24 protein-coding genes and 1 other annotated feature are annotated in these 25,270 nt (G+C 44.0%); all 24 genes read left to right on the plus strand.

Going from position 1 to position 25,270, the window contains the following annotated elements; genetic code table 11:
• The first annotated feature begins 96 nt into the window (after positions 1-96).
• The 24 genes from rpmG to rplC all read left to right on the plus strand — a co-directional run bounded on the left by rpmG (position 97) and on the right by rplC (position 25,248).
• Positions 97-246 carry a 50S ribosomal protein L33 gene (gene rpmG / locus ACFP56_RS20440; protein WP_082967189.1) on the plus strand — a complete coding sequence of 50 codons (150 nt, stop codon included), beginning with the start codon at positions 97-99 and terminating at the stop codon, positions 244-246.
• 18 nt (positions 247-264) lie between these two features.
• A complete protein-coding gene (gene secE, locus ACFP56_RS20445) occupies positions 265-474 on the plus strand; it encodes a preprotein translocase subunit SecE (protein ID WP_379238126.1) in 210 nt (69 codons plus the stop codon).
• Positions 475-498: 24 nt separating this feature from the next.
• Positions 499-1,032: a transcription termination/antitermination protein NusG gene (gene nusG / locus ACFP56_RS20450; protein WP_251670936.1), complete on the plus strand. Its 534-nt coding sequence runs from the start codon at positions 499-501 to the stop codon at positions 1,030-1,032.
• A gap of 73 nt (positions 1,033-1,105) precedes the next feature.
• Positions 1,106-1,531: a 50S ribosomal protein L11 gene (gene rplK, locus ACFP56_RS20455; RefSeq protein WP_379238129.1), complete on the plus strand. Its 426-nt coding sequence runs from the start codon at positions 1,106-1,108 to the stop codon at positions 1,529-1,531.
• 108 nt (positions 1,532-1,639) lie between these two features.
• A complete protein-coding gene (rplA, locus tag ACFP56_RS20460; RefSeq protein WP_379238131.1) occupies positions 1,640-2,332 on the plus strand; it encodes a 50S ribosomal protein L1 in 693 nt (230 codons plus the stop codon).
• 19 nt (positions 2,333-2,351) lie between these two features.
• Positions 2,352-2,505, plus strand: a sequence feature (ribosomal protein L10 leader region).
• Positions 2,506-2,559: 54 nt separating this feature from the next.
• Positions 2,560-3,069 carry a 50S ribosomal protein L10 gene (gene rplJ, locus ACFP56_RS20465; protein ID WP_379238133.1) on the plus strand — a complete coding sequence of 170 codons (510 nt, stop codon included), beginning with the start codon at positions 2,560-2,562 and terminating at the stop codon, positions 3,067-3,069.
• Positions 3,070-3,151: 82 nt separating this feature from the next.
• Positions 3,152-3,517: a 50S ribosomal protein L7/L12 gene (rplL, locus tag ACFP56_RS20470; protein ID WP_379238135.1), complete on the plus strand. Its 366-nt coding sequence runs from the start codon at positions 3,152-3,154 to the stop codon at positions 3,515-3,517.
• A 114-nt stretch (positions 3,518-3,631) separates the two neighbouring features.
• Positions 3,632-4,237 (plus strand): class I SAM-dependent methyltransferase, encoded by a 606-nt coding sequence (locus tag ACFP56_RS20475; RefSeq protein ID WP_379238257.1) that lies wholly within the window; start codon positions 3,632-3,634, stop codon positions 4,235-4,237.
• An 864-nt stretch (positions 4,238-5,101) separates the two neighbouring features.
• A complete protein-coding gene (gene rpoB, locus ACFP56_RS20480) occupies positions 5,102-8,716 on the plus strand; it encodes a DNA-directed RNA polymerase subunit beta (protein WP_379238137.1) in 3,615 nt (1,204 codons plus the stop codon).
• A gap of 101 nt (positions 8,717-8,817) precedes the next feature.
• Positions 8,818-12,444 carry a DNA-directed RNA polymerase subunit beta' gene (gene rpoC / locus ACFP56_RS20485; protein WP_379238139.1) on the plus strand — a complete coding sequence of 1,209 codons (3,627 nt, stop codon included), beginning with the start codon at positions 8,818-8,820 and terminating at the stop codon, positions 12,442-12,444.
• A 298-nt stretch (positions 12,445-12,742) separates the two neighbouring features.
• Positions 12,743-13,162 carry a 30S ribosomal protein S12 gene (gene rpsL, locus ACFP56_RS20490; RefSeq protein WP_379238141.1) on the plus strand — a complete coding sequence of 140 codons (420 nt, stop codon included), beginning with the start codon at positions 12,743-12,745 and terminating at the stop codon, positions 13,160-13,162.
• Positions 13,163-13,241: 79 nt separating this feature from the next.
• Complete coding sequence (gene rpsG, locus ACFP56_RS20495) at positions 13,242-13,712, plus strand: 30S ribosomal protein S7 (RefSeq protein ID WP_379238143.1); 471 nt, start codon at positions 13,242-13,244, stop codon at positions 13,710-13,712.
• A 30-nt stretch (positions 13,713-13,742) separates the two neighbouring features.
• On the plus strand, positions 13,743-15,821 hold the full coding sequence (gene fusA, locus ACFP56_RS20500) for an elongation factor G (RefSeq protein ID WP_379238145.1): 2,079 nt from the start codon (positions 13,743-13,745) through the stop codon (positions 15,819-15,821).
• Positions 15,822-15,917: 96 nt separating this feature from the next.
• On the plus strand, positions 15,918-17,108 hold the full coding sequence (gene tuf / locus ACFP56_RS20505; protein ID WP_379238147.1) for an elongation factor Tu: 1,191 nt from the start codon (positions 15,918-15,920) through the stop codon (positions 17,106-17,108).
• Positions 17,109-17,277: 169 nt separating this feature from the next.
• Complete coding sequence (locus tag ACFP56_RS20510) at positions 17,278-18,324, plus strand: ABC transporter substrate-binding protein (RefSeq protein WP_379238150.1); 1,047 nt, start codon at positions 17,278-17,280, stop codon at positions 18,322-18,324.
• Between the two features lie 117 nt (positions 18,325-18,441).
• Positions 18,442-19,353 (plus strand): ABC transporter permease, encoded by a 912-nt coding sequence (locus tag ACFP56_RS20515; protein ID WP_379238152.1) that lies wholly within the window; start codon positions 18,442-18,444, stop codon positions 19,351-19,353.
• Positions 19,354-19,355: 2 nt separating this feature from the next.
• A complete protein-coding gene (locus ACFP56_RS20520) occupies positions 19,356-20,150 on the plus strand; it encodes an ABC transporter ATP-binding protein (RefSeq protein WP_379238154.1) in 795 nt (264 codons plus the stop codon).
• Between the two features lie 215 nt (positions 20,151-20,365).
• A complete protein-coding gene (locus ACFP56_RS20525; protein WP_379238156.1) occupies positions 20,366-21,313 on the plus strand; it encodes an ABC transporter ATP-binding protein in 948 nt (315 codons plus the stop codon).
• On the plus strand, positions 21,306-22,064 hold the full coding sequence (locus tag ACFP56_RS20530; RefSeq protein WP_379238158.1) for an ABC transporter permease: 759 nt from the start codon (positions 21,306-21,308) through the stop codon (positions 22,062-22,064). The genes ACFP56_RS20525 and ACFP56_RS20530 overlap by 8 nt, the downstream gene beginning before the upstream one ends.
• A 35-nt stretch (positions 22,065-22,099) precedes the next feature.
• Positions 22,100-22,486 carry a GntR family transcriptional regulator gene (locus tag ACFP56_RS20535; RefSeq protein ID WP_379238160.1) on the plus strand — a complete coding sequence of 129 codons (387 nt, stop codon included), beginning with the start codon at positions 22,100-22,102 and terminating at the stop codon, positions 22,484-22,486.
• Complete coding sequence (locus ACFP56_RS20540; protein ID WP_379238162.1) at positions 22,483-23,184, plus strand: ABC transporter ATP-binding protein; 702 nt, start codon at positions 22,483-22,485, stop codon at positions 23,182-23,184. The genes ACFP56_RS20535 and ACFP56_RS20540 overlap by 4 nt, the downstream gene beginning before the upstream one ends.
• Positions 23,178-23,936, plus strand: a complete 759-nt coding sequence (locus ACFP56_RS20545; protein WP_379238164.1) for a hypothetical protein — start codon at positions 23,178-23,180, stop codon at positions 23,934-23,936. Before ACFP56_RS20540 ends, ACFP56_RS20545 begins: the two co-directional genes overlap by 7 nt.
• Positions 23,937-24,274: 338 nt before the next feature.
• Entirely contained in the window at positions 24,275-24,583 is a 309-nt protein-coding gene (gene rpsJ, locus ACFP56_RS20550; protein ID WP_005544556.1) for a 30S ribosomal protein S10, read from the plus strand.
• A gap of 41 nt (positions 24,584-24,624) precedes the next feature.
• The gene (gene rplC / locus ACFP56_RS20555) at positions 24,625-25,248 is read left to right on the plus strand and encodes a 50S ribosomal protein L3 (protein WP_379238166.1); all 624 of its coding nucleotides are present in this window, start codon (positions 24,625-24,627) and stop codon (positions 25,246-25,248) included.
• Positions 25,249-25,270 lie beyond the last annotated feature (22 nt).

Below are 25,270 nucleotides of genomic sequence, written 5' to 3' on the forward strand. Positions count from 1 at the left end.
TAGGCCTTGAAAAAGGTTTTTTCGTTATGGACAAAACCTGATTGAAGGTAAAGTAATATGATTCGTATTTTTTAGCAGTTCGGGAGGTGTTATTCAATGCGGGTTATCATCACGCTGGCATGCACAAACTGCAAACAGAGAAACTATGCGACAACTAAGAACAAACGCAATCACCCCGACCGCATCGAGTTGAAGAAGTTTTGCAAGTTCTGTAACGAGCAGACTCCTCATCGCGAGACGAGATAGTCAATTGGAGGTGTGACCGTGACATTTTTAGCGAAAATGAAACAAGGCTTTAGTACGACGTTTAGTTTTTTTGCTGACAGTTGGGCAGAGCTTAAAAAGGTCCGTTGGCCTAGTCGTAAGGAATTGACGAGTTATACTCTCGTTGTGCTCGTGACGGTAGTGGCTGTTACGATTTACTTCTGGCTTCTAGACATCGGGATTTCAGCTCTCGTAGATCTAATTGTCTAACGAAGGCCCAAAGGTGGATTTGTGATGGAAAAAAGATGGTACGTCGTGCATACGTATTCCGGCTATGAAAACAAAGTGAAAGCCAATTTGGAGCGTCGCGTTGAGTCCATGAATATGGAAGATAAGATTTTCCGTGTTCTTGTACCGATGGAAGATGAAATCGTAGAGAAGGACGGTAAGCGTAAAACTGTCCAACGCAAGGTTTATCCTGGCTACGTGCTCGTTGAGATGATCCAAACGGATGATTCATGGTATGTTGTTCGAAATACGCCGGGAGTTACGGGTTTCGTAGGATCGACCGGTTCAGGATCAAAACCTACTCCATTATTGCCTGAAGAAGTGGAACAAATTCTTAAGCATATGGGTATGGAAGAGCCTAAGCCGAAGATTGAGTTTGAGCTGAAAGAAACTGTTCGCGTCAAGGTAGGTCCTTTTGCAGACTTTGTCGGAACTGTGGAAGAAATTCTGCTCGACAAAGCGAAGCTAAAGGTTCACGTCAACATGTTTGGTAGAGAAACCCCGCTTGAGCTTGACTATACTCAAGTCGAAAAGGTGTAATACCCATCGAAGGGGCTGCTCGCACAGGATCTCGAAAAGCGGTCTTGTATATCACGTCAAGGAGGTGTGAATCATGGCAAAAAAAGTTATTAAATTGGTTAAACTGCAAATTCCTGCAGGTAAAGCTAACCCAGCGCCACCAGTTGGTCCTGCACTAGGTCAAGCAGGGGTTAACATTATGGCATTCTGTAAAGAGTTTAACGCTCGTACAGCTGACCAGGCTGGATTGATCATTCCAGTTGTAATTACAGTATTCGAGGATCGCTCCTTTACTTTTGAAACAAAGACGCCACCAGCTGCAGTATTGCTTCGTATCGCTGCTGGCATCGAAAAAGGATCTGGCGAACCAAACAAGAAAAAAGTTGCAACGGTTAAACGTGACAAAGTTCGCGAAATCGCTGAAACTAAAATGCCTGACCTTAATGCAGCTTCTGTTGAAGCAGCTATGCTTATGGTTGAAGGTACTGCTCGTTCAATGGGTATTACGATCGTTGACTAATCAATGTCGAATAGCTGAGCGAGAACTCGCTTTGTGAAGCGATGCTTCACGGGTGGGAGGAGCGGCCACCGGGCTGCCCCGTTAAAACCACAATAGGAGGAACATAAAATGGCTAAACATGGTAAAAAATATGTTGAAGCTGCTAAGCTGATCGATCGTGACGCTAGCTATGAGCCACTTCAAGCAATTGAGCTTGTTAAGAAGGCTTCCACAGCAAAATTCGACGAGTCTGTTGAGGTTGCTGTACGTTTGGGTGTAGACCCTCGTAAACAAGACCAGGCTGTTCGTGGTGTCGTTGTACTTCCACACGGAACTGGTAAAACGAAAAAAGTTCTAGTTTTCGCAAAAGGCGAAAAACTAAAAGAAGCAGAAGCTGCTGGCGCTGACTATGTTGGCGACACAGATATGATCAACAAAATCCAACAAGGATGGTTTGATTTCGACGTCTGCGTAGCAACTCCAGACATGATGGCTGAAGTTGGTAAACTAGGTCGTATCCTTGGTGGTAAAGGCCTAATGCCTAACCCTAAAGCAGGCACAGTAACATTTGATGTTGCGAAAGCCGTTCAAGAAATCAAAGCGGGTAAAATTGAATACCGTCTTGATAAAGCAGGTCAAATCCATGCGCCAATCGGCAAAGTTTCATTCGATGCTGAGAAGCTGAATGAAAACCTTAAAGCACTTGTTGATGCACTTCTTCGTGCTAAACCAGCTGCTGCAAAAGGGGTTTACCTGAAAAACATCGCTGTTTCTTCTACAATGGGTCCTGGTGCTCGCGTTAACACTGCAAGCTACCGTTAATTTTAGAAGGATAGTGACTTAAATTCGAATATGCATACCGTAGACAGTAGGTGCCCATGCGGCTTAATTTCCTACCGAGGTGTTATGATAGAGCGTTAAAGCATTCAATATGATTGAATAGCGAACGGAATCATGGCCCTTGCTGGTTTGCGAGGGCCTTTCTCATGCATCGAGGGCAGGATCTCTCTAATTTCACGGGATGTAAACATTTACGGGAGGTGTACAGTTTGGCTAACGCTAAGATTATTGAGCAAAAACAACAAACAGTTAACGTTGTAGCTGAGAAGTTATCTTCCAGCCCAAGTACGATAATCGCTGATTATCGTGGACTGAACGTTGCTCAAGTAACTGAACTACGTAAACAGCTTCGTGAAGCTGGTGTTGAGTTCCAAGTTATTAAAAACTCAATCGTTCGTCGTGCGACTGAAGGTACTGATTATACAGCGCTTAACGATATTCTTTCTGGACCTACAGCAGTAGCATTCAGCGGTGAAGACGCTGTTGCTCCAGCTAAAATCCTTTATAACTTCGCAAAAGAAAACACTGCGTTGCAAATTAAAGGTGGTCTAGTTGAAGGTAAAGTAGTTGACGAGTCTCAAGTTAAAGATCTTGCTCAACTTCCTTCTCGCGAAGGTCTTCTTTCTATGCTACTCAGCGTACTTCAAGCGCCAGTTCGCAACTTCGCGCTTGCAGTTAAAGCTGTTGGTGATAAGCAAGAAGCAGAAGCACAAGCTTAATCTTGCTAGTTCTAAAGTTAAAACTATTGTGATGTTTGATGCATCATAAACCCAAAAAATATAAAATTTCGGAGGTAATACCATGTCTAAAGAGCAAATCTTAGAAGCAATTAAAGGTATGACTGTTCTTGAACTGAACGATCTTGTTAAAGCAATTGAAGAAGAATTCGGCGTAACTGCTGCAGCTCCTGTAGCTGTTGTAGCTGGTGGCGGAGACGCTGGCGGCGCTGCTGCTCAAACTGAGTTTGATGTAATCCTTGCTAACGCTGGTGCTGGTAAAATCAACGTTATCAAAGCGGTTCGTGAAATCACTGGTCTTGGCTTGAAAGAAGCTAAAGAGCTTGTTGATGGCGCTCCTAAAGCAATCAAAGAGAAAGTTAGCCAAGAAGAAGCTGATTCTATCAAAGCTAAACTTGAAGAAGCTGGCGCTACTGTAGAAGTTAAGTAATTAACTTTGCAATAGCTTAGAACCCCTTGAAGCATCTGCTTCAAGGGGTTTCTTTCCATGTAATGCAAGCCTGCAGCTGGAATAAAAGAAATGATAAAGGCTGGTGACTTTACCTTGAGCAATCACTATTATAATAAGCAGCCGGAAGTGGCAAGCAGCAAGCAGCAGCACGAATGGGAGTTGCGCGGCTTTAAGCTGAAACTGACGACGGATGCGGGTGTATTCTCAAAAACTGGAGTCGACTATGGTAGTCAAGTATTGATTAACGCAATGGATTTTGCTCCAAATGCATCGGTATTGGATGTAGGTTGTGGCTATGGCCCAATTGGAATTACTGCAGCCAAGCTTGCTCCAGAAGGACATGTGACGATGATTGATATAAACGAACGTGCAGTGGAGCTAAGCAAAGCAAACGCTAAACGAAATGGCGTAGACAATGTCACGGTTTTGCAAAGTGATCTGTATGAGGCAGTTCAGCATATGCGCTTTGATTGTATTATTAGCAATCCTCCAATTCGAGCAGGGAAATCAACCGTGCATCGGATTTTTGATGAAGGGCATGCGCTGCTTAACGCTGGGGGTTCCATGTGGATTGTCATTCAGAAAAAGCAGGGTGCGCCATCGGCGAAAGCGAAGCTTGAGGAGTTGTTCGATCGGGTGGAGGAGGTAACCAAGGATAAAGGCTACCGTATCTTCAAAGCTGTTAAAGGTAGTTCATAAATTCAGCTTTGATCACGGTGTGATGCGTTGAGGCTGACTCGGCGTCGAATATGAAACGCTACCGAAAACTGCGGTACTCACGTACCAAAACCGTACGCTGCGCTCCTCGTTTTCTAGTATCGTTCCATCTTCTCGGTGCTGAAAGCTGAATTTATGAACCTCTATTTGAAGGGGTAGTTCATAAATTCAACTTTGATCACGGTGTATTGCGTTGTGGTTGATTCGGCGTCGAATATGAAACGCTACCGAAAACTGCGGTACTCACGTACCAAAACCGTACGCTGCGCTCCTCGTTTTCTAGTATCGTTCCATCTTCTCGGTGCTGAAAGCTGAATTTATGAACCTCTATTTGAAGGGGTAGTTCATAAATTCAACTTTGATCACGGTGTATTGCGTTGTGGTTGATTCGGCGTCGAATCTTGAATTCAGCCGAGATGCTTATGAAAACTTTGTAAATCACGTGCCAACGCCGTAGCTACGGGCCGCATGAACATTTATGAAAATTATTCTGAAAACCAAGAAAAACATTTGACTTGACAATTCTGGTATGTTAGTATTATAAAATGTCAGCATAAAATTGCTTGAGTTGTGTTTAGTTATCGACTGTCAAGGGTCAAATTGCGGCATTAGCTAAAAAATTTGGCTGACTTGGAGTATAACGGGTAAAATTTGGGCAAAATTACTTGATATGGACCAATTTGTGTAAAAACAAAGGGTCAACAGCCGGAAACATGCTCTTTTTTCGAACTATTCGATAAGGGCTTTTATTTATTTTTATGATCACTATACTGTATTTGATATAGGGATCGCAACAGCTGCAGAAAATATTGATGCTGTTAGACAGACATGAGGGGTGAGGTTAAGTTGGCAGGACAACTTGTTCAGTATGGTCGACGTCAGCGTAGAAGCTACAGTCGAATCAAAGAGGTGCTGGAAGTCCCGAACCTGATTGAAATCCAACAAAAATCGTATGAGAAATTTTTGGAGACAGATTTAATTGAGCTGTTCCAGGATATCTCTCCGATTACGGACTTTACGGGCAATTTATCGCTTGAGTTTATTGATTACAGCTTGGGTGAACCTAAATATTCAGTCGATGAATCGAAAGAACGGGATGTTACGTATGCTGCTCCATTGCGCGTGAAAGTACGCCTATTCAATAAGGAGACTGGCGAAGTTAAGGAACAAGAAGTCTTTATGGGTGATTTCCCACTAATGACAGAAACCGGCACGTTTATTATTAACGGGGCGGAACGCGTTATTGTCAGCCAATTGGTTCGATCCCCAAGTGTGTACTTCAGCACTAAGGTTGATAAAAACGGTAAAAAAGCATACACGGCTACTGTAATTCCTAACCGTGGTGCTTGGCTTGAGCTTGAAACAGACGCGAAGGATATCGTATATGTTCGTATCGATCGCACGCGTAAAATTCCGGTAACGGTATTGCTTCGCGCACTAGGCTTCGGCACAGACGCGGAGATTCTTGATCTGCTCGGCCAAGATGAATATATCTCTAATACGCTGGACAAAGACAGCACGGATTCGACTGAGAAGGCTCTTATCGAAATCTATGAGCGCTTGCGTCCAGGCGAACCACCGACATTGGATAACGCGAAAAGCTTGCTAGTTGCACGCTTCTTCGATCCAAAACGCTATGATCTAGCGAATGTTGGTCGTTACAAAATTAATAAAAAGCTTCATATTAAAAACCGTCTGTTCAATCAACGTCTTGCAGAAGATTTGATTGATGCATCGACTGGTGAAATTGTTGCTGAAAAAGGCCAAGTGATTGACCGTCGCCTGCTCGATCAAATTCTTGATCGTCTTGAGTCGGACATCGGCTTTAAAACATATGGCGTAGCCAATGGCGTGCTTGATGCGCATGACATTCCGCTGCAAACTATTAGCGTATATTCACCGCTTGATGAAAGCAAAGTGATTAAAATTATCGCTAATGGCATTATCGATAAATCTGTTAAGCATATTACGCCTGCAGATATTATTGCATCGATTAACTACTTCCTGAACCTGCTTCATGGTGTAGGCGATGTAGATGACATTGACCATTTGGGTAACCGTCGTTTGCGTTCTGTTGGTGAGCTGCTTCAAAACCAGTTCCGTATCGGTCTTTCTCGTATGGAGCGTGTTGTGCGCGAGAGAATGTCGATCCAGGATGCAAATGCAATTACGCCTCAGGCGCTAATCAACATTCGACCTGTTATTGCGTCGATTAAAGAGTTTTTTGGCTCTTCTCAGTTGTCTCAGTTCATGGACCAAACGAATCCACTTGCAGAGCTTACGCATAAGCGTCGTCTATCTGCGCTTGGACCTGGTGGTTTGACGCGTGAGCGCGCTGGTTTCGAGGTGCGTGACGTTCATAACTCGCACTATGGTCGTATGTGTCCAATCGAGACGCCAGAGGGACCGAATATCGGTTTGATCAACTCCTTGTCTACGTATGCACGCATCAATGAGTACGGCTTTATTGAAGCTCCGTATCGTTGGGTAGATCCTGAGACTGGAGTTGTTACGGATAAAGTAACGTATATGACTGCTGATGAAGAGTACAACTACATCGTTGCCCAAGCAAACGCGGCTCTTACAGAAGAGAACAAGTTTGTCGAGAAGGAAACGATTGTACGTTTCAACAAGCAGGCTGACAATATCTTGACGATGCCAAGTAATCGCGTTGACTACATGGACGTATCTCCGAAGCAGGTTGTATCTGTCGCTACTGCGCTCATTCCGTTCCTTGAGAACGATGACTCCAACCGTGCGCTTATGGGATCGAACATGCAACGTCAGGCCGTTCCGCTTCTAATTCCTAAAGCACCTTTTGTAGGTACAGGAATGGAGCATAAGGCTGCCAAGGATTCCGGTGTTTGCATCGTGTCCAAATACGATGGTGTCATTGAACGCGTATCAGCAAATGAAATTTTGCTTCGTCGCGTAGAAATTGTTGACGGCAAAGAGGTTCAAGGCGACTTGGTAAGACATAAGCTTCACAAGTTTATGCGTTCTAACCAAGGAACATGCATTAACCAGCGTCCATTAGTACGCAAGGGAGAAGTCATCAAAAAAGGCGATATCCTTGCAGACGGACCATCTACTGAAAACGGCGAATTGGCGCTGGGTCGCAACGTTGTTGTTGCGTTCATGACGTGGGAAGGCTACAACTACGAGGATGCGATTCTTCTAAGTGAAAAGCTGGTTAAAGAAGACGTGTATACGTCAATTCATATCGAAGAATATGAATCTGAAGCACGTGATACAAAGCTAGGTCCGGAGGAAATTACACGCGATATTCCGAATGTCGGTGAAGAAGCCCTTCGCAACCTTGATGAGCGTGGCATTATCCGCGTCGGTGCTGAAATCAACTCTGGCGATATTCTAGTAGGTAAAGTTACACCTAAAGGCGTAACAGAGCTTACTGCTGAAGAACGTCTCCTTCATGCGATCTTTGGTGAGAAAGCGCGTGAAGTTCGTGATACATCACTACGTGTGCCGCATGGTACAACAGGTATTGTTGTCGATGTTAAAGTATTTACACGTGAAAATGGCGATGAGCTGCCTCCAGGCGTGAATCACCTTGTCCGTGTCTACATCGCGCAAAAACGTAAAATCTCTGAGGGCGATAAAATGGCGGGACGCCACGGTAACAAGGGTGTCATCGCACGTATTATGCCGGAAGAAGATATGCCGTTCCTACCAGACGGTACGCCAGTAGAGGTTGTGCTTAACCCGCTAGGGGTTCCATCTCGTATGAACATCGGTCAGGCGCTTGAGGTTCACTTGGGTATGGCTTGTAAATACCTAGGCATTCACGCTGCAACGCCAGTATTTGACGGCGCACGCGAGGATGACGTGTTTGACACGATGGAAGAAGCAGGCATGCAGCGAAACGGTAAAACGAAGCTGTTTGACGGCCGTACTGGTGAAGAATTTGAACGTGAAGTTACCGTTGGTGTCATGTATATGATCAAGCTGGCGCACATGGTTGAAGATAAAATCCATGCTCGCTCCACTGGTCCTTACTCCCTTGTTACGCAGCAGCCGCTTGGTGGTAAAGCACAATTCGGTGGTCAGCGCTTTGGTGAGATGGAGGTATGGGCACTTGAAGCATACGGTGCTGCCTATACGCTTCAAGAAATTCTAACCGTTAAATCCGATGACGTGGTTGGTCGTGTGAAAACGTACGAATCGATCGTGAAAGGTGAAAATGTTCCAGAGCCAGGCGTTCCTGAATCCTTCAAAGTATTGATCAAGGAGCTTCAAAGCTTAGGTATGGACGTTAAGATCCTGACTGAGGATGAAGAGGAAATCGAGATGAAGGAAATCGACGATGATGACGATGGCACAAGCGAAAAGCTTAACCTCGACGATGTCGATCAATTCGAACGAGCTCCTGTAAGTGTTGGCGCATCCGAGCTTGAAGAAGCAGGATTTAGCGAAGAAGAAGATATCGACGATCTAGCATAAATGGTATATCACAAGCATCCGAGCTTCAGTCAGCCCTTGCGCTGATTGAAGTTCAATGCTTGATTAAGACATAGTCATACATGACGAAGGAGGGTTGCTCCTTGTTGGACGTGAACAACTTCGAGTATATGAAAATTGGTTTGGCATCGCCAGACAAGATTCGCTCATGGTCCCGCGGAGAGGTTAAAAAACCGGAAACCATCAATTACAGAACGTTAAAGCCGGAGAAAGAAGGTCTTTTCTGTGAAAAGATTTTCGGACCAACTAAGGACTGGGAATGTCATTGTGGTAAGTACAAGCGTGTACGTTATAAAGGAGTAGTATGTGATCGCTGTGGCGTTGAGGTTACACGTGCAAAAGTACGTCGCGAGCGTATGGGACATATCGAGCTTGCAGCTCCTGTCTCTCACATTTGGTACTTTAAAGGAATTCCAAGCCGTATGGGTCTTGCACTGGATATGTCTCCTCGTTCTCTTGAAGAGATTATTTACTTTGCATCCTATGTTGTAACGGATCCAGGTGAAACTCCGCTTGAGAAAAAGCAGCTATTGTCCGAGAAGGAATACCGCAGCTATCGTGAAAAGTACGGCTACGGCTTCCAAGCTGGCATGGGTGCTGAAGCAGTGAAAAAATTGCTTCAGGATATCGATCTTGACCGTGAGCTTGAAACATTGAAGGAAGAGCTTCGCACCGCTCAAGGGCAGCGTCGCAATCGTGCGATCAAACGTCTTGAAGTCGTTGAAGCATTCCGCAACTCCGGCAACAGCCCAGAGTGGATGATCATGGATGTGCTTCCTGTCATTCCTCCAGAGCTTCGTCCAATGGTTCAATTGGATGGCGGACGCTTTGCAACATCCGATTTGAACGATCTTTATCGTCGTGTTATAAACCGCAACAACCGTTTGAAGCGTCTGCTGGATCTTGGCGCTCCGGATATTATCGTGCAAAATGAAAAGCGCATGCTGCAAGAAGCAGTTGACGCGCTAATCGACAATGGTCGTCGTGGCCGTCCTGTTACAGGACCTGGTAACCGTCCGTTGAAATCTCTATCTCACATGCTTAAAGGTAAGCAAGGTCGTTTCCGTCAGAACCTATTAGGTAAACGTGTTGACTACTCTGGTCGTTCCGTTATCGTCGTAGGTCCTAACTTGAAAATGTATCAATGCGGCTTGCCTAAAGAAATGGCGCTTGAGCTGTTCAAGCCATTTGTTATGAAAGAGCTTGTGAACAAAGGTTTAGCTCACAACATTAAGAGCGCAAAGCGTAAAGTTGAGCGCGTAAGCCCAGAGGTATGGGATGTGCTTGAAGAAGTAATCAAGGAGCATCCGGTATTGCTTAACCGTGCCCCTACACTTCACAGACTTGGTATTCAAGCGTTTGAACCGATACTTGTTGAAGGTCGTGCGATCAAGCTGCATCCACTAGTATGTACAGCCTACAACGCCGACTTTGACGGTGACCAAATGGCGGTTCACGTACCATTGTCTGCAGAGGCACAAGCAGAAGCACGTATGCTGATGCTAGCTTCCGGCAACATTCTAAACCCTAAAGACGGTAAGCCAGTTGTTACTCCGTCTCAGGATATGGTTCTTGGTTCTTATTATCTAACGATGGATAATAATGAAGCAAAAGGCAGCGGCTCTATTTTCGGTACAGTGAACGAAGCGATCTCTGCGTATCAGCGTGGTATTGTTTCACTTCATGCTCGAATTATTATTCCGGCAAAAGTGTTGAACAAATCAAGCTTTACTGAAAAGCAGAACAGTGCTTTGCTTTGCACAACAGTTGGTAAAGTTATTTTCAATGAAATCTTCCCATCAGAATTCCCTTACATCAACGAAGCTTCTAAAGCGAACTTGATCAGCGGAATTCCGGATAAGTATTTCATCTTTGAAAAAGGCGTAGACCTCATGAAAGTATTAAATGAGCTTCCAATCGCGCCAGCCGTTGGTAAGGACTATTTAGGTTCTATCATTGCGGAATGCTTCCGCAAATATCATACAACGAAAACATCGGTTATTCTTGACCGCATCAAGCAGCTTGGTTTCACTTACTCTACAAAAGCTGGTATTACAATCGGTGTTGCCGATGTTATTATTCCAGAAGAGAAAAAAGAAATCATGCGTGCTTCTGAGGAAAAGGTTCAAGTCGTGATGAATCAATACCGTCGTGGTTTGATTACGAACGAGGAGCGTTATGACCGCATCATCAGCATTTGGAGTAAATGTAAAGACGATGTTACAGATATCCTGATGAAATCTATGGATCGCTATAACAACATCATGCTTATGGTAGACTCTAAAGCCCGCGGTAACAAATCCCAGATCACTCAGCTTGGCGGTATGCGCGGTCTGATGGCCAACCCATCTGGTCGTATCATTGAATTGCCGATCAAATCGAACTTCCGTGAAGGACTAACGGTCCTAGAGTACTTTATCTCTACGCATGGTGCGCGTAAAGGTCTTGCCGATACAGCACTTCGTACAGCCGATTCTGGTTACTTGACTCGTCGTCTTGTTGACGTTGCGCAGGATGTTATCGTACGTGAAGAGGATTGCGGCACGGATAAAGGCTTTACCGTTAGCAAAATCCAAGATGGTAAAGAAGTTATCGAGGATCTGTTTGACCGTATTGAAGGACGTTATTCCTTTGAAACGGTTCGTCATCCGCAAACAGGCGAAATTCTTGTGAATCGCAATGAATTGATCGACGCTGACAAAGCGGAAGAAATTGTAGCTGCAGGTGTAGAAAAGCTGCAAATTCGCTCTGTACTAAGCTGCCGTGCGCGTCATGGCGTATGTAAAGTATGTTATGGCCGTAACCTAGCTACTGGTAAGCACGTTGAGATCGGGGAAGCGGTTGGAATTATCGCGGCTCAATCCATCGGTGAGCCAGGAACACAGTTGACGATGCGTACGTTCCATACAGGAGGCGTTGCCGGAGACGATATTACACAAGGTCTACCGCGTATCCAGGAGTTGTTCGAGGCGCGTAATCCGAAAGGTCAAGCGCTTATTTCCGAGCTTGATGGTATCGTGAAGAAAATTCATGAAGCGAAAGACCGTCGTGTTATCGAAATCCAAGGTGAAGCAGAGTCTAAAGAGTATGCAGTAACGTATGGTTCTCGTATTCGCGTAACAGAAGGCCAGCATATTGAAGCAGGGGATGAGCTGACAGACGGTTCAATCGATCCTAAAGATATGCTTCGCATTAAAGGTGTTCGCGGCGTACAAAACTATATTCTTCAAGAAGTTCAACGCGTTTATCGTAACCAAGGGGTAGAAATCAACGATAAGCACGTTGAGGTTATGATCAAGCAAATGCTTCGTAAAATCCGTATCGTATTGTCCGGTGACACAAGCCTGTTGCCAGGTTCATTTGTCGATATGCATGAGTATGAAGCAGCTAACCTGGAAGCTATTCTTGCTGGCAAAGAACCAGCAATTGCGAAACCAGTGCTGCTAGGTATTACGAAAGCGTCACTTGAGACAGATTCCTTCTTGTCTGCGGCATCCTTCCAGGAAACAACACGTGTTCTTACTGATGCAGCGATTAAAGGCAAGGTTGACCAGCTTCTTGGTTTGAAAGAGAACGTTATTATCGGTAAGCTGATTCCTGCTGGAACAGGCATGCAGCGTTATCGTAACATTCGCTTCCAAGGCATCGAGGAAACGAATGGCATAGATCTTCAATCTGATGAACAATCGGAAGCGGTAGTTGTAGAATAGCTCACGCCTAAGATTAACCATCCTATAGAGCGGCAAATTTTGTCTGATTTTCGGGCGAGATTTGCCGCTTCTTGTCTAGCTAGCCTATTTACAAAGATTTTAATAAAAAATGTGATAGATAGGGTAAAAGATAACTTGACACAGCCTATCTACAAATGATAATATATCGGAGTGCGCCTAGGATTCAGGCATAGGTTTTCTTACGAAAAATTATGATTCGCCTGGCTCTGTGGGCTTGAAATCAGGGTGAAATGTCTACCAATATAAATGACATGAATATGGGAAGGGGGTGGCTCAATTGCCAACAATCAACCAGCTAGTTCGTAAAGGACGTCAAGCGAAAGTAGTGAAATCAAAATCTCCAGCTTTGCAAAGAGGTTTCAACGCGTTGAAACGTGAAGCTACTAACATCAGCTCTCCGCAAAAACGTGGTGTTTGTACTCGTGTAGGTACAATGACTCCGAAGAAGCCGAACTCCGCGCTTCGTAAATATGCCCGTGTACGTCTAACTAACCGTGTAGAGGTTACAGCGTACATTCCAGGTATCGGTCATAACCTTCAAGAGCACAGTGTTGTACTTATCCGTGGTGGTCGTGTAAAAGACTTACCGGGGGTTCGTTACCACATCGTTCGTGGTGCTCTAGATACTGCAGGTGTAAACAACCGTATGCAAGCTCGTTCTAAATACGGTACGAAACGTCCTAAAGCTAAAAAATAATCGTATGCTCTCAAATTAGAGCAATGTCAGACCAACAACCAACAACTATTATGAAAAATTGAGAAAGGGGGACTTCTAAATGCCACGCAAAGGTCCTGTTACAAAACGCGATGTGCTACCAGATCCATTGTATAACTCTAAACTGGTAACACGCTTGATTAACCGTATTATGATCGACGGTAAAAGAGGCGTTGCGCAAACAATTTTGTATGATGCATTCAAATTGGTTCAAGAACGTACTGGAAATGATCCAATGGAAGTTTTTGAAGCAGCTATGAAGAACATCATGCCTGTACTTGAAGTTAAAGCTCGTCGTGTAGGTGGTGCAAACTATCAAGTACCTATCGAAGTTAAACCAGAACGTCGTACTGCTCTAGCACTACGTTGGTTGGTTAACTACTCTCGCTCTCGCGGTGAGAAAACGATGGAAGAGCGTTTAGCAGCTGAAATCATCGATGCTTCCAACAACACTGGTGCATCTGTGAAAAAACGTGAGGATACTCACAAAATGGCTGAAGCTAACAAAGCATTCGCTCACTACCGCTGGTAGAATTAAGATAATTGAAAGGAGAAAACCACTGTGGCTAAAAGAGAATTCTCCTTGGAAAATACACGTAATATCGGTATCATGGCGCATATCGATGCGGGTAAAACGACAACTACTGAGCGTATCCTTTTCTTCACTGGACGTACTCACAAAATTGGTGAGGTTCATGAAGGCGGAGCGACAATGGACTGGATGGAGCAGGAGCAAGAGCGTGGTATCACAATCACATCTGCTGCAACAACAGCTCAATGGAAAGGTCACCGCATCAATATCATCGATACTCCAGGTCACGTCGACTTCACGGTTGAAGTTGAACGTTCCCTACGCGTATTGGACGGGGCTGTAGGTGTATTTAGTGCAAAAGAAGGCGTAGAGCCTCAATCCGAAACGGTTTGGCGTCAAGCAGATAAATACGGGGTACCTCGTATTGCTTACGTTAACAAAATGGATATCATCGGTGCTGATTACTTGAATGTAATCAAGGACATGCGTGAAAGACTACAAGCTAATGCAGTGGCAATCCAAGTACCAATGGGTGCTGAATCTGACTTTATCGGCGTAATCGACATCGTTGAGCGTGTAGCTTACACGTACAAAGATGATCTAGGTAAAGAGCCAATTGCTGGTGAAATTCCTGCTGAATATGCTGATCAAGTGGAAGAGCTTCGCGTTGAACTGATTGAAAGAGTAGCAGAGCTTGACGAAGAGCTTATGATGAAATATCTTGAAGGTGAAGAAATCACGATTCCAGAAATTAAAGCTGCTCTTCGTAAAGGTGTATGTGAAACAAAAATCTTCCCGGTTGTTGCGGGATCTTCTTACCGTAACAAAGGGGTTCAAATGGTACTAGATGCAGTAGTAGATTACCTACCTGCTCCAGTTGATATTCCTGCGATTAAAGGTACGCTTGAAGATGGTACTGAAACAACTCGTCCATCTTCTGACAGCGAGCCTTTCGCAGCGCTTGCGTTCAAAATTATGACAGATCCTTACGTTGGTCGTTTGACGTTCTTCCGCGTATACTCCGGTATCCTTGCATCCGGTTCTTACGTATTGAACTCTACAAAAGGCAAACGTGAGCGTATCGGTCGTATCTTGCAGATGCATGCGAACAGTCGTGAAGAGATTCAAGAAGTATTCTCTGGAGACATCGCTGCTGCTGTAGGCTTGAAGGATACGACTACTGGGGATACACTTTGTGATGAAAAGAACCCAATCGTTCTTGAATCCATGAACTTCCCTGAGCCAGTTATCCAAATCGCGATTGAGCCTAAAACAAAGGCTGACCAAGACAAACTTGGTGTTGCGATTTCCAAGCTTGCTGAAGAGGATCCAACGTTCCGTGCTTATACAGATGAAGAAACAGGCCAAACGATCATCGCAGGTATGGGTGAGCTTCACCTAGAAATCCTAGTTGACCGTATGCTTCGTGAATTCAAAGTAGAAACTAGCGTTGGTGCTCCACAGGTTGCTTATCGTGAGACTTTCCGCACACCAGCGAAAGTTGAAGGTAAGTTCGTTCGTCAGTCTGGTGGTAAAGGTCAATTCGGTCATTGTTGGGTTGAGTTTGAACCTCTAGAGCCAGGTTCTGGATTTATCTTCGAAAGCAAAATCGTCGGTGGTGCAATTCCTCGTGAATACATCGCTCCGATCCAAGCTGGTATCGAAGAGTCCATGAAAAATGGTGTTCTTGCTGGCTATCCGCTAGTGGATATCAAAGCAACTGTTGTGGATGGTTCATACCATGACGTCGACTCCTCTGAGATGGCGTTCAAAATTGCAGGTTCTCTAGCGCTTAAAGCTGCTAAAGACAAATGTAATCCAGTTATTCTTGAACCAATCATGAAAGTTGAAGTTACCGTTCCTGAAGAATACTTCGGTGATGTAATGGGTATGATCAGCTCTCGTCGTGGACGCATTGAAGGTTCAGATACTCGTGCTGGTGCGCAAATCATCCGTGCGAAAGTGCCTTTGAGCGAGATGTTTGGTTACTCCACAACATTGCGTTCTGGTACACAAGGTCGCGGCGTATTCGCTATGGAGCTTTCTCACTATGAAGAGGTTCCTAAGTCTATCGCTGATACGATTATCGCTAAAAACAAAGGCGAGTAATCCAATATTTGATTTTGGCCGAATTTAGATATAAAATAATCTAAACTCGGCCTACACATAAACTTAAATTAGAAATATTGAGGAGGATTAAGTTCAATGGCAAAAGCTAAATTTGAACGTTCTAAACCGCACGTTAATATCGGTACAATCGGTCACGTTGACCATGGTAAAACTACTCTAACTGCTGCAATTACAACTGTACTTTCTCACAAGTACGGCGGTGCTGCTGTAGCTTTCGATCAAATCGATAAAGCTCCAGAAGAGCGCGAGCGCGGTATCACAATCTCTACTGCACACGTTGAGTATGAGACTCCTAACCGTCACTATGCACACGTTGACTGCCCAGGTCACGCCGACTATGTTAAAAACATGATCACTGGTGCTGCTCAAATGGACGGCGCGATCCTAGTTGTATCTGCAACTGACGGTCCAATGCCACAAACTCGTGAGCACATCCTTCTTTCTCGCCAAGTAGGCGTACCATACATCGTAGTATTCTTGAACAAATGCGATATGGTTGAAGATGAAGAGCTTCTTGAGCTTGTTGAAATGGAAATCCGTGATCTTCTTTCTGAGTATGAATTCCCTGGTGATGATACTCCAATCATCCGTGGTTCTGCTCGTGAAGCACTACAAAACAATGATGGCGAGTGGGCTGAAAAAATCGTTGAATTGTTCAACATCATCGATGAGTACATCCCAACTCCAGAACGTGATACAGCTAAGCCTTTCCTAATGCCAGTTGAGGACGTGTTCACAATCACTGGTCGTGGTACAGTTGCTACTGGCCGTGTTGAGCGTGGCGAAATCAAAGTTGGTGACGAGATCGAAATCATCGGTCTTCAAGAAGAAACTCGTAAATCTGTAGTAACAGGTGTTGAGATGTTCCGCAAATTGCTTGACTATGCTCAAGCTGGCGATAACATCGGTGCTCTTCTTCGTGGTGTTGAGCGTAAAGACATCGAGCGTGGTCAAGTATTGGCTAAACCAGGTTCTGTTAAGCCTCATACTCAATTCACTGCTTCTGTTTACGTTCTTACTAAAGAAGAGGGTGGCCGTCATAAGCCATTCTTCACTGGTTACCGTCCACAGTTCTACTTCCGTACAACTGACGTAACTGGTATCATCAACCTTCCAGAAGGTACTGAAATGGTTATGCCTGGCGACAACATCACTGTAACAGTTGAATTGATCGCTCCAATCGCGGTTGAAGAAGGTACTCGCTTCTCTATCCGTGAAGGTGGTCGTACAGTTGGTGCGGGCGCGGTTGCTACAATCCAAGCTTAATCCATACGCAGCATAAGCTGCTTAAAAGCTCCCAGTTTACTGGGAGCTTTTTTTTGTATTTCATGTATAAATATTTACCTTCTTTATTTAATGTGTTGACGCGAATCAGCGTTAATATTAAGATGATTTAAAGCAGTTATACCTAAATGAGGTCGAGAGGGGTCAAACGATGAAAAAGAAAGGTTTATTGGCAACATTACTTATTGCGCTGATGATTGTATTGACGGCGTGTGGTGAAGGTGAAACTTCGAACGGTACAAGCAATAGCAACAGTAATACTGGTGGGAACAGCGGTAAAGAACAAACCTATAAAGTTGCGATTTCACAGTTTGTTGAGCACCCATCATTGAATGCAGTTAAGGATGGAATTATTGCAGCGTTGGCTGATGGAGGTCTTGTAGAAGGTCAAAACCTTGTTGTAGATTTCCAAAATGCACAGGCTGACTTCAATAACTTGCAGCCAATCTCTCAAAAAATTAAAGAAGGCAAGCCTGATGTAGCAGTTGGTATTGCTACGCCAAGTGCTGCTGCATTAGTTGATGAAATTACAGATCTTCCAGTTGTATTTGCAGCTGTAACAGATCCGCTTGATGCAAAACTTGTTCCTACACTTGAAGCGCCTGGCGGCAACGTAACGGGTGCATCGGATTCTAACCCAGATGCGATCCATCAGTTGATGGACTTTATCGCTGCTGAATTCCCAGAAGTGAAAAAAGTAGGAATTGTCATTAACAAAGGAGAGCCAAATGCAGTTGTTATGGCAGATACAGCAAAAGCTCGCCTGGCTGAGCATGGAATTGAGCTTGTTGAAGCAGCAATTGCAAACAGTTCAGATATTCCGATCGCAGCGCAATCTTTGGTTGGTCAAGTAGATGCATTGTATGTAACACTTGATAATACAGTAGTAGAAGCGATTGATATTCTACTAGATGTTGCTCATCAACATGATTTGCCGTTCTTCACTTCTGATCGTGATACAGTAGAAGCTGGTGCTTTTGCAACAGTTGGTTTCAAATACTATGATCATGGTTATGAAGTAGGCGAAATGCTTCTTGAAATCTTAAAAGACGGTAAAAATCCTGGAGACATGGATGTTCGTAAGCCACAGAATCTTGATTTCATCTTGAATCTTGGCACAGCAGAAGAAATGGGCATCACCGTTACAGATGAAATGAAGGCTTACGTTAAAGATCAAGAATCCAATATAATTGAATAAAACATGAGAGCAAGTATTTCACAGGGATCAGGATATACTGATCCCTGTTTTATTGCGAATAAGTGAGTAGATCTCATACTAACAGTAACATGAATAGAAATTCAAAGATTGGAAGTGATGCATGTGCTAATTGCATTAACAGGTGCTTTTGAAAGTGGACTACTATATGCGCTAATGGCACTTGGTGTATACATTACGTATCGCGTGCTAGATTTTCCTGATTTGACCGTAGATGGAAGCTTTACTACGGGAGCGGCTATTGCGACAGTAATGACGCTTAACGGGACTACGCCAATTCTATCCTTAATATGTGCATTTATAGGTGGAGGATTAGCAGGTCTAATGACAGGTTTGCTTCATACAAAAGGTAAAATTAATGGGCTATTATCAGGTATTATTGTCATGATCGCTTTATATTCTATCAATTTGAGAATTATGGGTAAGCCTAATCTGTCTCTTCGTGGCGAGGCAAACTTATTTGATGGAGCAAGCGTTTTAGTTGTTGGTCTTATTATGGCTATCGGTGTAAAGCTTCTGCTGGATCTGTTCTTCAAAACCAATATCGGGTTGAGTCTTCGAGCTACGGGTGATAATCAACGCATGATTAAAAGCTTCGGTGCCAATACGGATCGTACAACGATTATCGGCGTGTCGTTGTCAAATGCGCTAGTCGCTACATCAGGTGCGCTAATTGCATTTTCTACGAATCAAACAAACAATAACATGGGTGTCGGAATGATTGTCATTGGTCTGGCATCTGTCATTATTGGTGAAGCGATATTTGGAAAGAAATCCATTTTCCGTACGACCTTAGCGGTTGTCATGGGTGCAATTATTTACCGTTTGATTTATGCACTTGCGCTTCGTGTACCAGGTATGGATGCGCAGGATATGAAGCTGATTACGGCAGTTATTATCGTTGGCGCACTCGTAATTCCTACAATTCGATCGGCGATTCAAGAAAAGCAGGTATCGCGAAAACGAGCGGCTGAAGTGATTGATAAAATTGCCTCGAAAGGAGGCGCATAGATATGCTGCATATTAATGAGGTTTCAAAGCTATTTAATCCTGGTACGATTGACGAGAAAATTGCCTTGCTCAAAGCAGAGCTGCATTTGAAGCAGGGGGATTTCGTTACAATTATCGGCAGTAACGGTGCTGGTAAGTCGACACTTATGAATATCATCTCAGGCGTTCTAAAGCCGGATGTCGGTTCGGTGGAGATTGATGGACATAACGTTAGTACGCTGCCTGAGCATAAGCGCAGCCAATGGATTGGCCGTGTATTCCAGGACCCGATGGCTGGGACGGCACCACGAATGACGATTGAAGAAAATTTGGCAGTTGCTTATAAGCGCGGCAAAGCGCGCGGCTTCACGTTCGGCGTTACGAAAAAAACGAGAGCGATCTTTAGAGAAGAGTTGTCCAAGCTAGGGATCGGTCTTGAAAATCGCATGAGTGCTAAGGTGGGGCTGCTGTCTGGCGGTGAACGTCAGGCGCTAAGCCTATTAATGGCTACCTTTACACGTCCGCAAATTTTATTGCTCGATGAGCATACCGCGGCGCTAGATCCTGCTCGTGCTGAGCTTGTTACCAATCTGACAGAAAAGATTGTAAAGGATCTTAACCTAACAACATTGATGGTTACTCATAATATGGAACAAGCCATTCGTTTAGGCAATCGTCTTATTATGATGGACAAAGGCCGCATTATCCTTCAGGTCAATGAGGATCGCAAAGGAGAATTGACGGTGGAGAGACTATTAAGCGAATTCGAACAAATCAGCGGTAAGAAGATGGCTGATGATCGTGTCGTATTGGGCTAACCGTAAGAAACAAATTAGGCTGCTGCTCGGTTTGCAAAGCAACTGTGTGCAGCAGATCGATATAAAAACAGGCATTTCATTCGCGCGAATGAGATGCCTGTTTTTATATCAATTATTATTTCCACAATTTATGGAGAACCTATTTACATTTAACATGTAATGGTGTACTATGTAACTAACACACAGATACACTATGGATAGGAGTGAATCGTTTCATGTTACAGCAAAATGATGTGGTATTGCAGTTGGATAGCGTAACGAAAAAGGTTGGCAAGCAAATCATTGTCGATCAGCTTAGCTTTGAAGTTAGGCAAGGAGAAATTGTAGGTTTGCTTGGTCCCAATGGCGCGGGTAAAACGACAACCATTCGAATGATTGTGGGATTGATTGGCATGACAAGCGGCGAGGTGCTGATTAAAGGCCATAGCATTCGCAGCAGCTTTTCACAAGCGATTACACATGTAGGCGCGATTGTAGAGAATCCAGAGTTTTATGCCTATATGACAGGCTGGGATAACTTAAAGCAGTATCAGCGTATGACGGCTGGTATAACAGAAGCACGCATGAAGCAAATTGTAGAAGTTGTTGGCTTGAGTGAGGCGATGAATAAACGCGTGAAGTCATATTCTCTTGGTATGCGTCAACGATTGGGAATAGCGCAGGCATTAATGCATTCGCCAAGCATTTTGATTCTGGATGAGCCGACTAATGGACTTGATCCGGCAGGTATTCGAGAGATGCGAGACTATTTGAAGCGAATCGCACAGGAAGAAGGCATCGCAATTCTAGTTTCAAGTCACTTGCTGTCTGAGATGGAATTGATGTGCAGCCGTGTTGTAATTATTCAGCAGGGCAAATTTATACGTGAGCAGCTTCTCGGTTCAGCTCATATCGATCAGAATAGTCATGAAGCACAAAGCTTGCTTATAAGAGTGAATGAGCTACAACAAGCTCGGCTAGTATTGGATAAAATGGAGAGTATTCAATATATCGCGATGAACGACTTGACCAATGAGCTTGAGATTAGCTGCACGGACGAAGCGTTAGCGCAATATGTGCATGAGCTGAGTAAGCAGAAAATTGCTGTATACCGCATTGTTGATGTGAAGCGATCGTTAGAGGATGAGTTCTTGGCGTGGACAGGAGGGAATCAAATTGTATAATTTTTTTCAATTAACGAATAATGAATGGCTGAAGCTTGCTAAAAAGAAAAGCTTTTTTATAGCATTTTTAATTATGGTTTTAATGCCTTTGGGGATAGCGGTCGTAATCAAGAACTTTTTGGACGGAACTGAGCTCGGGTATGTTGAATTTATGCAATCCGTTGTTGATTTTAATGGCGGTGGAAGCATCTATGTCTTTCTATGCATGATCTATACCGCGAGTATTGTATCTAGTGAGTATCAATTCGGAACGATTAAGCTGCTGCTCATACGCGCACATTCGCGGAGCAAGATTTTAGCTTCCAAATACGCGGCGCTTGTACTTTTTGTTGTCGCGCTAATGGCGTTCTCGTTAGTTGTTAGTTTTTTGATTAGTGGTCTGTTTTTTGGCTTCCAAAGCGAAGGCAGTATGATCGATGTTTGGAAGACGGTTGGCTATACCTTGATATACACGTTTATTTATTCAACGATTATTTTTATGCTCAGCGTGCTGACAAAGTCTACAGGCGCAACGATTGGGATCACGTTCTGTCTTGTGTTTATTGAAGGGCTCGTAACGATGCTGCTAGCAAGGTACGAATTCGCAAAATACTTGCTGTTTTTCAATATGAATCTGCGCATGTATGAGGGTGGCGGTATGCCGATAATTGAAGGGATGACCTTAGGGTTTTCTATTACAGTCATTATCGTCCATCTTATTGCCATATTAGGTCTGTCGTTCTACGTGTTTAATAAACGCGATGTTTCCTAGCATGAATGAACGATTGAGCAGAAAGGGTGTGAAGGATGATGATTGAATTTGAAAATAATTTGCCGATCTATGTTCAGATCATGAGTTATTTGAAAAAGCAAATTATCGTCGGTAAACTACAACCAGGCGATAAAATCCCTTCTGTTCGTGAGCTTGCTTCAGATCTTCAGATTAATCCGAATACGGTCCAGCGAACTTTCTCCGAGCTGGAGAGAGAAGGGATTGTAGAGACAAGACGCGGGCTGGGACGATATGTAACGAGTGAGGAGTCGATCATTATGGAGATTAAGAAGGAAATGGCTGGGGAGCTAATCAATCATTTTATTCAGGAAATGCGTGAGCTCGGATTTGCCAGTAATGAGATCATCTCTATAGTTAGCGATGCAATGGAGCGAACTGAAGAACGGGGTGAGCAGCAATGAGTGTTGTGCTGGAGGTTCGTGATGTTCATAAGAAATATTGGAGAAAGAAAGCGCTCGATGGTGTAAGTATAACGGTAGAGCGAGGGAAAATTGTTGGCTTGCTTGGCAGCAATGGAAGTGGCAAGACAACTCTGATGAAGCTGATTGCAGGGCTTGCTCAACCAAGCAGTGGAACAATTAGAGTTGCAGGTGCTTCAGTAGGTTGTGAAACAAAGCGAGTCGTTTCCTATATGCCAGACGTTCCTTTAACAGAATCGTGGATGAGAGTAAAAGATGCGATAGCGTTTCAGCGCGACTTTTACACGGATTTCGATGATGCGAAAGCGAGTGAAATGATCGAATTTATGAAACTGAACAAGCATGATCGGGTCAACGGTCTGTCTAAAGGGATGCAGGAGCGCTTGCAGCTGACGATGGCGTTATCGAGAAATGCAAGCTTGTATCTGTTTGACGAGCCGATTGGTGGCGTTGACCCTGTAGCACGCGGCAAAATACTGGACGCTATCGTAGAATACTATAGCCCGGAAAGCAGTATTATTTTGACGACGCATTTGCTTAAGGATATAGAACGGATATTTGATGAGGTAATCTTGTTGAAGGAAGGTCGGCTCCTCATGCAAGAGGAGGTAGAGACGATTCGCATGAGACGCGGTATAGGCGTGGATGAGCTCTTCAAGGAGGTGTACGCGGAATGCTGAAGCTTCTCAAATACAACTGGAAGATGAACAGCTTGAGTGCTTATATCGTATTTGCCTCTGCCGCGTTGCTATATGGTTTGCTATTGGTCGGCAATTATCAGTGGGACTGGATGGATGAGCTTGCATTTGCATTCGGCGCTGCGATTGCGATGCTTAGCGGCTTCATTTTTATCATAATGACGAGTATAAGCTTCAATCATCAGATAAAAAGCTACCACCGCAGATTGCTGCCGATTAAGCCAATAGAAGAAATCGTAGCTACTTTGCTGCTGGGCATCATCTATATGCTGCTGGTCGGCATTATGGCGCTGGTATACTTTCTTCTACTTGATGCTCAATTCAGTTATGATGAGATCAATAAAGCGATGGAGCTGATTTTCCAGCCGGGTCCAATATTCAACATGACAATATTTATTATATGGGATACGTTAATGCTACTGACGCTTATTATGCTTGCTATTGCTGCAACCTATTGCTTTAGAGGGAAGTATCGGGCATGGATTGGGGTTCTGGTGTTCATCGGCTTCTCGATTGTAATGGATGTAATTACGACTTTTCTTGTCGGTGCAACACAATATCAACACTACGGTTTTCTGAATTTTGATTTTACCAACGAAGGTTTAGCGATCAGTGACGGATTGCAATTTAATTGGAGGCGCCTCTGGTCGCTGTCAATGCTGGTTGATGGTTTAGAGTTTACGCTGAAAATTGTATTGATTAACTATTTAATGAAGAAACGCATTCAGGTTTAATAGTCAAGTGCATCGTTTTTTTGCGTAATAACGAACAGCAGCTGTAGCGATCATGCAGCTGCTGTTTTTATTTGGAACATGACATTTGCGGAACGTTTCATTATAATATTGGAGTGCGTAATTGATCGGATGTTTGACCAAAAAACAAGTTGGCAGATTGCTATTAATTTTAGTTGCAATCAAATGCCCACTCGTGTATAATATTGACTGTTGGTCTGACGTTGCGTTGATGTAAGAGGTTGCCGACACACCCGGCCCCTTTGCCATGGGGCATGTGGCGGGTTTTCTTACGGAGTATGTCCGATTAAAAAATTGGGCGATAGAAGGAGGGACTTAAAATGGCAAAGCAAAAGATTCGTATCCGCTTGAAAGCATACGATCACAGAATTCTTGACCAGTCCGCAGAGAAAATCGTGGAAACTGCAAAACGTTCCGGTGCTGGTGTATCCGGACCGATTCCGTTGCCAACGGAAAAGCAAATCATCACTATTCTACGTGCTGTGCATAAGTACAAGGATTCTCGCGAGCAATTCGAAATGCGCACTCATAAGCGCTTGATCGATATCGTGAATCCAACGCCGCAGACAGTTGATGCTTTGATGCGTCTGGATCTACCATCCGGTGTAGATATCGAAATCAAACTGTAAGATGATGTAACGTGATTATAGAGAGGAAACGAGGTGTCAACATGAAAGGTATCTTAGGTAAAAAACTTGGTATGACTCAAGTATTTACTCCTGAAGGCAATGTTATTCCAGTAACCGTAATCGAGGCTGGACCATGTGTGGTTCTTCAGAAGAAAGACTTGGAAAACGACGGCTACGAAGCGGTTCAACTAGGATTTGCTGACAAAAAAGCAAGCAGATCAAACAAACCAGCTGTAGGCCATGCTAAGAAAGCTAACACAACTCCTAAGCGCTACGTTCGCGAAATTCGCGGAATCAATCTTGGTGAGTTCGAAGTTGGTCAAACGGTTAGCGCTGACTTGTTCGCACAAGGTGAATTTGTTGACGTAACAGGTATTTCAAAAGGTAAAGGATTTGCAGGTGTAATCAAACGTTGGGGACAAAGCACAGGTCCTATGTCTCACGGTTCTCGTTACCACCGCGGTCCAGGTTCAATGGGTTCTATCCAAGCGAACCGCGTACCTAAAGGCAAACGCCTTCCAGGACATATGGGTACTGAAACAGTTACAATCCAAAAACTTGAAGTCATCCGCGTAGACGCTGAGCGTAACGTGCTTCTAGTTAAAGGTTCTATCCCAGGTCCTAAAAATGGATTCGTTAAAATTAAACAATCAGTTAAAAGCTAATTGTCTTTGAAGAAAGGAGGAA

This window comes from Paenibacillus septentrionalis (genome assembly GCF_042659865.1).
GTDB classification, from domain to species: Bacteria; Bacillota; Bacilli; order Paenibacillales; family Paenibacillaceae; genus Pristimantibacillus; species Pristimantibacillus septentrionalis.